General features: G+C 34.9%; 9 protein-coding genes, 1 pseudogene and 1 other annotated feature. Of the genes and pseudogenes, 3 read left to right on the plus strand and 7 right to left on the minus strand.

What is annotated here, in order from left to right:
* Positions 1 to 6: 6 nt before the first annotated feature.
* From KQI76_RS11655 to KQI76_RS00725, 6 genes and pseudogenes are all read right to left on the minus strand, one after another.
* Positions 7 to 268, minus strand: a pseudogene (locus KQI76_RS11655) (IS5/IS1182 family transposase); the annotation flags it as partial.
* A 695-nt stretch (positions 269 to 963) separates the two neighbouring features.
* Positions 964 to 1,164 (minus strand): alpha/beta-type small acid-soluble spore protein, encoded by a 201-nt coding sequence (locus tag KQI76_RS00705; RefSeq protein ID WP_216398380.1) that lies wholly within the window; start codon positions 1,162 to 1,164, stop codon positions 964 to 966.
* Between the two features lie 108 nt (positions 1,165 to 1,272).
* Positions 1,273 to 2,475 (minus strand): tRNA uracil 4-sulfurtransferase ThiI, encoded by a 1,203-nt coding sequence (thiI, locus tag KQI76_RS00710; RefSeq protein ID WP_216398381.1) that lies wholly within the window; start codon positions 2,473 to 2,475, stop codon positions 1,273 to 1,275.
* 6 nt (positions 2,476 to 2,481) lie between these two features.
* Positions 2,482 to 3,621 carry a cysteine desulfurase family protein gene (locus KQI76_RS00715; protein ID WP_216398382.1) on the minus strand — a complete coding sequence of 380 codons (1,140 nt, stop codon included), beginning with the start codon at positions 3,619 to 3,621 and terminating at the stop codon, positions 2,482 to 2,484.
* Positions 3,622 to 3,798: 177 nt separating this feature from the next.
* Entirely contained in the window at positions 3,799 to 4,200 is a 402-nt protein-coding gene (locus KQI76_RS00720; protein ID WP_216398383.1) for a hypothetical protein, read from the minus strand.
* A gap of 18 nt (positions 4,201 to 4,218) precedes the next feature.
* Positions 4,219 to 5,913: a septation ring formation regulator EzrA gene (locus tag KQI76_RS00725; protein ID WP_216398384.1), complete on the minus strand. Its 1,695-nt coding sequence runs from the start codon at positions 5,911 to 5,913 to the stop codon at positions 4,219 to 4,221.
* A 377-nt stretch (positions 5,914 to 6,290) separates the two neighbouring features.
* On the opposite strand from KQI76_RS00725, the gene KQI76_RS00730 reads away from it, so the two are divergent.
* Together KQI76_RS00730 and rpsD are read left to right on the plus strand one after the other, a co-directional pair.
* On the plus strand, positions 6,291 to 6,782 hold the full coding sequence (locus tag KQI76_RS00730) for a GAF domain-containing protein (RefSeq protein WP_371817630.1): 492 nt from the start codon (positions 6,291 to 6,293) through the stop codon (positions 6,780 to 6,782).
* 383 nt (positions 6,783 to 7,165) lie between these two features.
* Positions 7,166 to 7,768, plus strand: a complete 603-nt coding sequence (gene rpsD, locus KQI76_RS00735; RefSeq protein WP_216398386.1) for a 30S ribosomal protein S4 — start codon at positions 7,166 to 7,168, stop codon at positions 7,766 to 7,768.
* 646 nt (positions 7,769 to 8,414) lie between these two features.
* Here the strand turns inward: rpsD and tyrS are convergent.
* Positions 8,415 to 9,683 carry a tyrosine--tRNA ligase gene (tyrS, locus tag KQI76_RS00740; protein WP_216398387.1) on the minus strand — a complete coding sequence of 423 codons (1,269 nt, stop codon included), beginning with the start codon at positions 9,681 to 9,683 and terminating at the stop codon, positions 8,415 to 8,417.
* A 57-nt stretch (positions 9,684 to 9,740) separates the two neighbouring features.
* Positions 9,741 to 9,955 (minus strand) — a binding site (T-box leader).
* Positions 9,956 to 10,084: 129 nt separating this feature from the next.
* On the opposite strand from tyrS, the gene KQI76_RS00745 reads away from it, so the two are divergent.
* A complete protein-coding gene (locus KQI76_RS00745) occupies positions 10,085 to 13,123 on the plus strand; it encodes a transglycosylase domain-containing protein (protein ID WP_216398388.1) in 3,039 nt (1,012 codons plus the stop codon).
* Positions 13,124 to 13,295 lie beyond the last annotated feature (172 nt).

Below are 13,295 nucleotides of genomic sequence, written 5' to 3' on the forward strand. Positions count from 1 at the left end.
GCCTATTTACGTTTTTTCGTAAATAGAACCATTTTCATTTTTGTAGTGGTTTGAAGTCTTAGAGTTATTAGCCGTGAATTTCCTTAAGTTCACAGCCAATAACGCAAATCCTCTTCACTATGTACTTTGGATTTACCTCTTAAAGATAAACGGGTGAAACCAAAGTTAGCCTTCAAAAACCAAAAGAACGGCCAAGATCCATTTTACCTTGACCGTAAGTTTCGCCAGTCTTTTCTTCTAAAAGCTTTCTTCTCATCTCTTCTTTTTGTGTTTTTTCTTATGATCCATTATCAAGAGTGCCAACCAAGTGATTGGAAGGTCGGGTGGCGACTCCAGCGGGAACTGTAAACGGTCTTCGATGGGACGAGTAACCGAAGTCCCAGCCCCACGCATCCGAAAATCCTTATTGCGACACGGTAGTGGAGCAATAAAGAATGTTAGACTAAAACCACCACGTCCTGTGGCAACGTCTAACTGACCCACATCCTGCGCGCCCGAGGCCGTACCCGCGGAAAGCGTCCACCCAGAGTGTAAATCACAGAGTGACACCACAAAAGCATTTAAGAGGTGATGATTCTATTTAAATGATAATAAGAAAAAGGAACCCAGTATCAACTGAATTCCTTTTTCATTTTAGCTGAGTTTTGTCCCAGCCTCTTTCTTCTTTACTTGTCTTATCAGGTTTTATGTTACCCACTGTAAGCATTTATAGAAAAATGAGATGTGGAGAATCATCTACCAGTAAGACATCATTCACTTATCTTCTAATCAGTTTTACGAGTCATCATAGACTAAAATCACTCTACCGTGTGATAATAGCTAGTTTCAAACTGGGACGACGGTTATCTATCGTTCCACCAGAGTATGTTGTGGTTATTCTTCCCATCGTAAATAGATCGGTAACCTACATCAAGTAGGTTTAAACCTTTCTCTGATTGAAGATCAGTTTATCATTGACTTTATTTAGTGTGATTGTCCACTTAATTGTTGTTGAGCCATCTGTACAAGACGTTTTGTAATTTCACCACCAACAGAACCGTTAGCACGTGATGTTGTATCTGGACCAAGGTTAACACCAAATTCTTGAGCAATTTCATATTTCATTTGATCAAGTGCTTGACTAACACCTGGTACTACTAATTGATTACTATTGTTACCTGCCATTTCTGTATTCACCTCCTCTTTATTACACTTCTAGAATGTGCAGATTTAGAGGTTTAATACAGAAATTTAGTTGGTAGTTGTTACATGCTCAACCTTACTTTACCGCTATTAAAATAAATGGTTAAAAGGAGCATCCTCTTGATCAGAATTAGATACCTTAATAACTTCAATATTATCAAGTAGATCAGCTAATTCCTTAGTAAGATCCAAGTGACTTTCATAATATTCTACTTTATCCTTTTTCGGTTTTGTTTTCGGTGAATTTGGGACAAATATAGTACAACAATCATCAAATGGACGAATAGAGATCGGATATGTCCCAATTTCCTCAGCAATTTTAATAATTTCACTTTTATCCATCATAATTAAAGGGCGTAACACTGGATATGATGTCACTGCATTAATTGCATGCATACTTTCCATCGTTTGACTTGCTACTTGTCCTAAGCTTTCTCCAGTTGTGATTGATAATATATCTAATCTTGAAGCGACTATTTCACTAATTTTCAACATCATACGACGCATAACAGTCATTGAATACCCAAAAGGGATTTCACGATGAATTTTCTCTTGTATCGCCGTGAAAGGTACTACGTGTACATTAATATCGTGACCAAATTCTGATAACTTTCTTGTTAAATCTAAAACTTTCTCCTTTGCACCTTCACTAGTATAGGGTGGTGAATGAAAGTGAATTGCTTCAATCTTGACACCCCTTCGCATGGCTAAATAACCAGCTACTGGACTATCTATTCCACCAGATAACAACAATAAACTTTTCCCTGAAGTTCCTACAGGCAAGCCTCCTGCACCAGGGTATCTTGCTGATGTAATAAACGTGTGTTGTTTTCTAATATCGATGTTTACTTCTAAATCTGGTTGATGGACATCAACAGTAATATTACTTGTGTTTTTTAATAAGTGTTCACCGATGATTGCATTTAACTCCTGTGAGGGGATAGGGAAATCTTTATTTGCTCTTCTAACAGAGACCTTAAAGGTTTGAACGTCTTTCTCATCTTTTAAAGCAAATAAGGCCGCTTCTTTAATCGCCACTAAGTCATTTTCGGCTTTAATTGCTAAGCTTAAACTATGGATTCCGAAAATGCGTTGACAAATAGAAATAATCTCAGTGGGGTCTTCACCATTCAATGTGATAAGCATTCGATCACGTGAACTATTTATTTGGATTAATGGAAATTCCCTTAATTGATTGCGTACATTTTCATGTAGTTGATTTGTGAATGCCTTACGGTTTTTCCCCTTTAAGGACAGTTCACCATAACGGATTAAGATATGATCATATATCATAATTATTTACCTCATAACTTGTTTTAATTCATTGATAATTCTTTTTAGTGCCTGAACAAACAATATGATTTCTCCAGATGTATTTTGATAAGATAAGCTAATTCTCAATGCAGAATTACGCTGTTCTTTAGGAAGCTGAATCGCTCGCAAAACAGTACTTTCATCATTTTTTTTTGAAGAACAGGCCGCTTGAGTCGAAACATAGATTTGTCGTTCTTCTAGAGCATGTAAAACAACTTCCGGTTTTAAGCCTGGAATTGAAATATTAAGGATATGTGGTGCTTGATTTTCAGGTGTATTGATAATAACTTCTGAGATTTGATTAAGTTGTTCCCGTAACACTTGATTAAGTTGTATTAAATGATCCTGGTGATGCAAACTTTGCTCCAATATTAGTCGGATCGCTCGTACCAATGAGACAATGCCAGCCAAATTTTCAGTTCCTGATCGTCGATTATTTTGTTGCCCACCACCGTGAAATAGTGGATATAGCCTGATACCATCACGAACATAGAGCAATCCTGTTCCTTTTAGACCATGGATTTTGTGGCCAGAAATAGTTGCTAAATCAACATAAGCATCTTTCCACTTTAAGTCGACTTTACCAAATCCCTGGACATCATCAACATGGAAAAAAGTATATCTCCGATCCTTTAAGAGCCTACCAATTTGCTCAATCGGTTGGATTGTCCCCATTTCATTATTGACATGCATGATACTGACAAGAATCGTATCTTCCCTTAATGCTTTTTTTACAGTTTCAACTGAAACGATTCCTGACTGATCAACAGGTAAATAAGTCACTTCAAATCCCATTTCCTCCATTGAACGAAAAGCATTCAGAATTGAAGGATGCTCTATCTCTGTCGTAATTAGGTGGTTTCCTCGGTTTTGATAAGCATGAGCGATTCCTTTTACCGCCATATTATTCCCTTCTGTTCCGCCAGAAGTGAAAATTATTTCGGTTGGATTAACAGATAGCAATTGACTTGCTTGTTGATAGGATTCCCTTAATAATCGATCCGCTTCTAATCCAAATTGATGTGCTGACGATGTGTTACCATAATATTTTCGTGATACTTCAATAAATGTTTCTAATATATCATCATGTGGTTTAGTTGTTGCACTATTATCAAAATATATCATTGGCTTTCCCTCCAGTTATCATTATCAGTCCTAACTGGCAATAAAAATATCTCAAGCAGTAATGAACAGTACTTTTATGCATTTAATTATTTTAACATAATAATTTTATAAATTAAATATTCTAATCAATATATCAGATATTTGGCCAAATAAAAAAACCCATTATGGGCTTTTTTATTAATTTAAACTAACGAGATCTAATAAATCGTCAATAGAAATTGGATGTTCTTTTTCAAAATCGTATAATATGTCGTTATAATGACTACTAGCTCTTTCTTCCAAGGTTTTTGGTACCGTCTCCGTTGCAGGAACTAATTCAGACTCTGAAGTTTCTTGTATTTCAACTTCAGATGTTGCCTCATCCTTAACCGAAGTTTCGTAATTCCTTGCTTTCTCTTCAGCTTGTGAATGCTTGACAATTAACTTACTATCCTCAATTTGTTTATTTTCAATTTGAATATCTTTTGCATCTATTTCTATCTCATGAACTGAATTATCACTAAGTAAGAAAATAGTAAAAAATAACCCCCATATGCTTAATGATAATATTGAAATACTAAATAATGATACTTTTCTCATCTTTCTTTCCTTCTTCCACTAACTTGGTACTTTAATTGTTGTTTCAAGTCGCTTTAACGCACCTGGTTCAACATCTTCCAAAGACTGAGAAGCTGTTTCCAATGCCTGTTCATAATTACACTCTCTAAACATTTGTTCAGCCTCAGTCAATTTTGAGGCTAATGTAGGATTTTGGCTTCGATAGCGATTTGCATATTGAATAACTCGTTCAATTAGATAAGCCTGCTCAATCATTGCCTCAGTCTGTTCTATTAATGAATGAACAGAAGCAGTGGCTTCCATTAAAGCATGGTTTACCAGGCCCATATCTAATGGTTCTTCTGTAAGCTTTTCTAATACAAGGGTACATTTATCGGTTGCTTCATCTATTTGATTCCAAATAAAAGGCGGAATACCCGGTAAGTTACTTTTCTGTAACTCACGGTCAGCTTCGAATAACTTATGTTGCAAATCCCGGATTTTTTCCTTTGCTTCTAATTCATCTTTTCGAATCGTTCTAATTTGATCTTTAAATTCAACATGTGCCTGTTTTAGTTTTTGTAAATCTTGAAAACTTACCTCTAAATCCTCTTTTAATGAGACATATGACTGATTATCGGCCTTTAGATCCTGATTAATTTGTTGATATTGAGCTTCTAATTGATTGATCCATTTCCCTAAATTAGAATATAAGGCAAGGTCATTTTCTTCTAAATAATAGGTTTTTTGTAAATCTGCTACTTCTTCATCAGTTGCTTTAAAATCATCAAGAACTTCTGAAATAAGTACTTCAAAATTACTTAGATGCTTATCAACATAAATCCTTGCTTTTGACTCTTCTTCTAAAGTCTCATATATCTCTTGAATTCGTTCCTCAATTGTCACGACAAAATCAAAAATGGATTGATCATCTGTCTCTTCCATTCGGCTAACATACACTTGTAATTGCTCCTCTAAATCAGATAATTCACTTTGGAAATTATGGAAGTTTATTTGATAACCATCAACTTTCATTTGATTAAGACCGTTATTTAATTCTTTAATTTGATTAGGTAACTCGATTTTACATTTTCGATAAATGGCTGGGAAATCCTCGATTCGTTTCGTTAAATCATCAAGTTTAACTTTAATATCATTAATTATTTGGCTCGCTTCATAATAATTTCCTGCTTCTGTTTCAAGATGGAATTGATCAAGGCAAAGCTTTTGATCACTAATCTCAGCCTCAAATCTCTTTTCTGCCTTACCATATGAGTGTAAATCATGTAATATCATATTTCTTAACTTTTTAATTTGAGGGCTGACCTCTTCTGCTAATTGACGACTTTTCTTTTCAGAATCAAGTAATTCATCTAATTCACGATACATATTTGCAATTGTTTGCTCAGCATCACTAAGTATTTTTTCGACCGTATTTAAATAATTATTAGCAGACGGGATATTAAATCGATCCGCCGCTTCTTCAGCATCAAATAATTGTTCTTCTATATTAGGTAAGTCACTTGTTAAAATTTGATCCCAAGTTTCCTTCCAAGATTCAAACTTTGTTTGTGTTTCCCCTGATAGTCTTAAAGCCTTAATTCGTTGTAACTCAGCGGATACATTACGATTCATAATGTCTATTTTCCAAGATTCCAGTTTATCCACACGATCATAAATTCTTTTTCGTAAAATCAAACTAATAATAATCAGTGCAATAATAATGAGAATAAACCCTATAATATAGGCAACCATGTTAATCCTCCTTAATGATATTAACGATTCAGTTATATTAATTGTTAATTTAGTTTTTTTATGTCATAGTTATCATTATCATACCATGAACAGCGATCATTTTGCTAAAAAAATTAAAATAAATCGACTTTTGTCATTTTTTAAATAAAATAATACATCTCTGTTTAGGAAGTAAGTCATTAGACCTTAATTTATGGCTGTTTTTGTATAAAAAGCTTATTCAAAATAACAAAACATTTGATAAAATGCTTATGACTTGATCAAATCAAATAGAAAGGTTAGCTTGGAAATTGTCTTAACTTTAAACGGTAGTTCTGAAGTACGGGTATTAAGGTTCTAAATATTGTTTTAGAATGAACAGCTTTTATTATATATGAATTCTAACAAAAAGGAGAAATGATATGTCTGAAGAAAAAAATTACTTGCTTTTATTAAAACAATTACAAGCATTAGTTAAGGATGAACCAGATCCGATCGCTAACTTATCGAATAGTGCAGCATTGTTAAATCAGTTTATGGATAGAATCAATTGGGTTGGCTTTTATTTACTTAAAAACAGCCAATTAGTTTTAGGACCATTTCAAGGACTACCTGCCTGTACTAGACTTGAGGTTGGCAAAGGGGTTTGTGGTACTGCCGTTCAAGAAAACAAGACACAACGAGTAGCCGATGTTCATAAATTCCCTGAACACATCGCTTGTGATGTAGCTAGCCGATCAGAAATAGTTATTCCACTAAGGAAAAACAACCAAATTGTTGGAGTATTAGACATTGATAGTCCGGAACTTGATCGATTTAATGAACTTGATCAAATCTATCTTGAGAAGTTTTGTGAACAGTTAATGAATGATCTACCTTCCATCTTTTAAAGTTAGATATTATAGTCCCTCGATTAAAATCAATGTTCAATTGGGGGCTTCATCAAACTTAAAGTCATTTATTTAACAATTGGGTTAATTCTCCCCTTCTTTTTATAATATGGATAAGTAGTTGACTTCAATATTAGAACACTCTATAATAGACTTTGTGTAAAAAAGGTAGCCTATGTGAACCACCGGTTGTTCATTTTGTTCCTTGCATAAGATTTTTAATTCTAATACCGCAAAAGTTTCTTAAAATTTTTAATTATGTAAGGTGTATCGTGTAACTCTCTGCTGCTGGAGCGATGGTACATGAAAACAAAATGTCAAGCGATCACGGAACACAATATCTTGTTTTATGCAAAAATTTAATATAAAGGAGAGAATGCACTATGGCTCGCTATACAGGTCCTGTATGGAAAAAGTCTCGTCGTCTCGGTATTTCATTAACTGGTACAGGTAAGGAATTAGATAAGCGTCCTTACGCACCTGGACAACATGGTCCAAATCAACGTAAAAAGCTTACAGAATATGGTTTGCAATTACAAGAAAAACAAAAACTTCGCTTTATGTATGGTGTAAATGAACGTCAGTTTAGAACACTATTCAACAAAGCAAGTAAAATCAAAGGGGTTCACGGTGAAAACTTCATGATCCTTTTAGAATCACGTTTGGATAATGTCGTTTACCGTCTTGGCTTAGCTCGTACTCGTCGCCAAGCCCGTCAACTAGTAAACCACGGACATATTACAGTTGATGGAAGTCGAGTTGATATTCCATCTTACCTTGTAAAACCTGGTCAAACAATTGGTGTTCGTGAAAAATCACAAAAACTTGCAATCATTGCTGAAGCACTTGAAGCTAATGCTTTTGTACCTGAATATTTAACTTTTAATGCAGACAACTTAGAAGGAACATATTCTCGTTACCCTGAACGTGCTGAATTACCAGCAGAAATCAATGAAGCTCTTATTGTTGAGTGGTATTCACGCTAGGATTTCTGAAAGGCAAATGCTAAATTTAAAATGCCCTGCAACTATTGATATATCCAATAGTTACAGGGCATTTTTTAATATAATGCACGAATCGATAGCTAGTTAAAACTATAATTATGGTGGCTTAGTGTTGATAAATGCATTGTGGATCTAAGGGTTTTATACCTATTTTATGGATTACATTGCTTCACTAGTTCTTTTAGTTAAAGATCACTTGAAAACGCCTTTGTTCATTCGAAAAAACGCTATATTACTTTCTACACATATTCTTCAAAACTTTTCCTAAACTCTAATTGTACACCTACTGTTACAATCTACTTTCCTTCTTTATGCCATACTATGTAGGGACCAATTTCTTATGAATCTTCCTTATTCCTTCAATCCTGCTATAGATAGCAAAACTCTCCAACTCCCCCATTAGCTAATATGTTTTAAATAAAGCATGCTATTTAAAACAATGGCCTAGATAACGAAAGCAGCTACTCTAGAAAGAGTTTTCCTATGATGATCAAAGGCAGATAACCCTCCAGTTAATTGATTCATCTACTCAAACCAGAAAACTTATTCTTAAATTTGATAGGTCCCATAGAATGATGATAGGTATTTTCAGACCCAAAAGTAACCATTTACTCTTAGGTCTGCCTTCTTAGTTAAATTCTATTAAAAAGTATTTCTTCTTCCCTCTTCTAATAATCGTAAATTGATCATCAATCCGATCAGCATCAGATAATTCATATTGTAGATCTTGCTGTCTTTCACCATTTATATAAATTGCACCATTTTTTATATCTTCTCTTGCTTGTCGTTTAGATGAAGAAATATTTGCTTCAACTAAAAGCTCAACTAAAGGTTTTGCATCTTTTTGCATTTGCACTGTTGGTACATCTTTAAATCCTTGTTTAATTTCTGCACCATTTAGTTGCTTGATATCACCACTAAACAAGGCATTTGAGATTCGTTTTGCTTGTTCAAGTGCTTCTTCACTGTGGACAAGCTTTGTTAATTCTTCTGCTAATTTTATATGAGGGAGTCTTTTTTCAGGTGCCTCTTCTAATGTTTCTGCTAATTGATCAATTTCTTCGATCGAAAGGAAAGTAAAGTATTTAAGAAATTTAATTACATCTCGATCATCTGTATTTATCCAAAATTGATAAAACTCGTAAGGTGTTGTTTTCTCAGGATCTAACCAAATAGCACCACCAGCTGTTTTACCAAACTTTGTCCCATCAGCCTTTGTAATGAGTGGAACAGTTAAACCAAATACGTTAACCTGTTCTCCATCCTTACGAGTACGACGGATCAATTCCATACCGGCTGTAATATTCCCCCACTGGTCACTTCCCCCAATCTGTAAAGTACAATTTTCTTTTTCAAATAAATTCATATAATCATAAGATTGCAAGATCATGTAAGTAAACTCTGTAAAGCTGATCCCATATTCTAATCGGGATTGAACAGAATCCTTAGCTAACATATAATTAATACCAAAATGCTTACCAATATCACGTAAAAAGTCAATGACCGTTAGTTGACTTAACCATTCTGCGTTATTTCGAGCAACCGCACTATTTTTCCCCTGATCAAAATCAAGAATTTTAGCAAGTTGTTTTTTGATTTCTTCAGCAAAGTAATTAACCGTCTCTACATCATTTAATTGACGTTCACTTGTTCGACCACTTGGGTCACCAATCATTCCTGTTCCACCACCGATCAATGCTACTGGACGATGGCCTGCTTGTTGAAATCTTTTCAACATTAAAGCAGGGACTAAATGTCCGATGTGTAAACTATCAGCAGTTGGATCGAAGCCACAATATAGTGTGACCTCATTTTCAGCTAAATGCTCTTTTAATCCTGCCCCATCTGTCATTTGTTGAATAAGCCCACGTGATTCTAAATCTTGAATAATATCCATCTTCATTTCCCCTTTTCATTATCATTTAAAAAACAAAAAAAGTAGATCCTGTCCCCAGAAAGGGACGAGATCTACTCGTGGTACCACCCTCGTTGCAATAATCATTGCCACTCATATTGATAACGATACTGTACGTACCGCTCCCCCAAAAAGGATTAGGGGAGAAGCTCAAGATTTGTAATTCACTTAAATACTTTACACTGATTTGCACCAACCACCAGTTCTCTGTATGTAGGGAGTAATAAGCTACTAAAAACTTTCATCGCTAATTTAATATCTGTTTTGTATCATTAATATCATATTTTAATAATAAAGGCAAGTTCTAAACATAAAAAACAAAATTCGCTATTTCCACCAATTAAATGTGTTATAATATGAATTGGATTTTAGGAGGTTAGCAAATGAATGATCAAGATAAATTTAAACAAATACGGTCTAAATCCAAGTCACTCATTGACCGGGGTATTATACAAAGATTCTCTCGTATTTCTTATGATGTTATTTGGAATATTATCCTCTTTTTTATTGTGATTGGAATAATTGGGCTCTTCTTCATTGGAGGTGTCGGAGCTGGATACTTCGCTTCTTTAATTAAAGATGAACCCTTGCGATCAAGCGAATCTATGGTAAACGCAATTTATAATTATGAGGAAACATCTGAAATATACTTTGCTAATGAAGTTTACTTAGGTGAGGTAAGCTCAGATCTTCACCGTGAAGTGACAGCATTAGATCAGGTATCAGATGATATTATCCATGGGATTATTGCTACAGAAGATGAATACTTTGAAACCCATGAAGGAATTGTCCCTAAAGCCATTTTACGTGCCGTCTTTCAAGAAGTAACAGGATCAAACGTTCAAACGGGTGGAAGTACTCTAACACAACAAATTATTAAAAATCAAATTTTAACCAATGAGGTCTCTTTTGATCGAAAGGCAAAGGAAATAATCTTAGCCATGCGCTTAGAAAAGTTTATGGATAAAGATGAAATCCTTGAAGCCTATCTAAATATCGTTTCATTTGGGCGAAATGCAAATGGAAGGAATATTGCTGGTATTCAGACAGCAACTGAAGGAATATTCGGTTTAGATGCTGATGAAGTGAATCTTGCACAAGCTGCTTTTCTAGCCGGCCTACCGCAAAGTCCTATTTCTTATAGTCCATTTACAAATAGTGGATCAATTAAATCTGAAGAAGGATTAGAACCTGGATTAAAGCGAATGGAAACTGTTTTATCGCGAATGCTACAAGCTGGTTATATCACTGAAGAACAATATGAAGAAGCGCTTGAATTTGATTTAGTAGCTAGTTTAGCTGAACGTCAACCTACAACACACGATAAATATCCTTATCTATCTGAGGAAATTCGTAGACGGACCGAGATAATTATTAAAGAAAAATTAGCACTCGAAGATGGATACACATTAGAAGAACTTCAATCAAATGAAGAATTAAATGAACAATATCAAATGTACGCTGCTCGAGAGTTATCACAAGGTGGTTATAAAATTCATACCACAATTAATAAAGAACTTTACGATACATTCCAGGATGTAACTGCAAATTATAACAATTTTGGTAGGGATAAAACGGCCATAAATAGACTTACTAAAGAAACAATTATGACTGAAGATCCTGAAACAGGTAAACTCGTTCCATTAGTTCAACAGCAACAAGCCGGGGCTGTTTTAAGGGATAACAAAACTGGAGCAATATTGGCTTTTGTTGCTGGCCGCGACTTTGAGAAAGATAACGTTAACTTTGCAACAGCAACTACGAGACGTCAGGTTGGAAGTACTGCTAAACCATTAATCGTATATGGTCCAGCATTTGAAGAAGGTACACTACAACCCGGTTCTGTCATAGCCGATGTTTCTTTTACCTACAGCGATGGTTCAGGCTCTTGGAGTCCAACTAACTTTGTTGCAGGCCGTTATTATGGGTTAGTTACAGCAAGAACAGCACTAGCTCAGTCATACAACGTTTCAACTGCATCGGCTTATATTGATTTATTATCCGGTCATAATCCAGTACCGGACTATTTAGTGAAAATGGGCTTTGATCATTTCTCAGAAGAGAACTACTCGTACGCTTCAAACGCCTTAGGAACTTTTGATGCAACAGTTGAAGAAAACACAGATGCTTTCTCAACTTTCGCTAATAAGGGGAAATTTGTTGAAGGTTACATGATTGAAACAATTGAAACCGTTGATGGTGAAACGATTTATCAACATGAAAGTGAACCGGTTGAAGTATTTAGTAGCCAAACCAGCTATTTAATTATTGATATGATGCGTGATGTTTTAACAAGTGGTACAGGACGTACGGCTCGAGCAAGTTTAAGTCACCCTAATGTAGATTGGGCGGGTAAAACTGGAACAACAAATGACTTTAAAGATGCTTGGTTTGTAGCCTTAAACCCTAATGTTACACTTGGAACTTGGATGGGCTATGGTTATGAACAACCATTGGATGATGGCTATAGTGGACGAAATCAAGCATATTGGGCACAATTAGTTAATGCTGCTACAGAGGTAGCTCCCGATATAATGGCTCCATCTAAAAAATTCGAACAACCAGATGGAATTGTTAAACGGTCATTTTCTCTAGCTTCAGGGTTAATCCCTTCGGATATCACTAAGTCTCTAGGCTTAGTAGGAAGCGATATTTTCAACTCTAAATTTGTCCCTAAAAAAGAGGATTATAGCCTAATCAAGGGGAATTATATTATGATTGATGGTAAAGCAGTCGCACCTGGAAAAAACACACCAAGTGAATTCACACAAGGCAATGGTGTTATGTTTAATCCTGAATGGTTAAGTGATATGGGTTATGATAAACTAAATGATATCAATCAACTGATCCCCGCGAATAATTCTATCTGGAATAATGTTAAATTTCCTAATTCAGAAGTAGGAAAGGTAAAAGATGATGGTAAAAAACCAAATGCACCGCGGTCCTTATCGAAATCAGGAAATACACTAAGTTGGAGCAAATCATCTAGCAATGATGTTGTTGGTTATCGGGTTTATCGCGCTAAAAGTCCAGATGGAAAGTTTAGTTTATACAAATCAACAACTGACACAAGTATTAATGTAGGTAAGTCTAGTGGCGTATATCAAGTTGCTGCTGTTGACTATTTTGGCCGAGAATCCAAGCGAAGTTCTAGTTTTGTTGATGGTAGTAGTGATAAAGACAATCATAAGAATCACAAGGATAAAGATGATAAGAAAGATAACAAAAATAAAGACGATGAAAAAGATGAAAAATCTAAGTCGGATAAAAAAGATAAAGAAGACAAGAAAAATAATGACAATGACGGAGATCGTGATAACAAAGATAAATCCAACGATGATAAATCCAATGATTCGGCAACGAATAAAGATGACAACGATCAAAGTAATAGCGATCAATCAAAAGATGATGATGATGAATAAGCTAATCTATAGTTAACCATTATATACTTTAAAAGGTTCAACACATGATAATATGATGTGTTGAACCTTTTCTTTTACCATCTAATCATAAAGTGAACCATCAATCAATGGGAATAAACCGACTATTGGATTTCACGCATATACCAGGTACAGATAAACCCCAATTCAAATA

Origin of the sequence: Amphibacillus sp. MSJ-3 (genome assembly GCF_018919165.1) — a bacterium.
Taxonomy (GTDB): Bacteria; Bacillota; Bacilli; order Bacillales; family Amphibacillaceae; genus Amphibacillus.

Coding starts and splice junctions, on each gene's coding strand:
- thiI (WP_216398381.1), bottom strand. CDS start 2,475: ATGATATATGATCATATCTTAATCCGTTATGGTGAACTGTCCTTAAAG.
- KQI76_RS00720 (WP_216398383.1), bottom strand. CDS start 4,200: ATGAGAAAAGTATCATTATTTAGTATTTCAATATTATCATTAAGCATA.
- KQI76_RS00715 (WP_216398382.1), bottom strand. CDS start 3,621: ATGATATATTTTGATAATAGTGCAACAACTAAACCACATGATGATATA.
- KQI76_RS00705 (WP_216398380.1), bottom strand. CDS start 1,164: ATGGCAGGTAACAATAGTAATCAATTAGTAGTACCAGGTGTTAGTCAA.
- rpsD (WP_216398386.1), top strand. CDS start 7,166: ATGGCTCGCTATACAGGTCCTGTATGGAAAAAGTCTCGTCGTCTCGGT.
- tyrS (WP_216398387.1), bottom strand. CDS start 9,683: ATGGATATTATTCAAGATTTAGAATCACGTGGGCTTATTCAACAAATG.
- KQI76_RS00745 (WP_216398388.1), top strand. CDS start 10,085: ATGAATGATCAAGATAAATTTAAACAAATACGGTCTAAATCCAAGTCA.
- KQI76_RS00725 (WP_216398384.1), bottom strand. CDS start 5,913: ATGGTTGCCTATATTATAGGGTTTATTCTCATTATTATTGCACTGATT.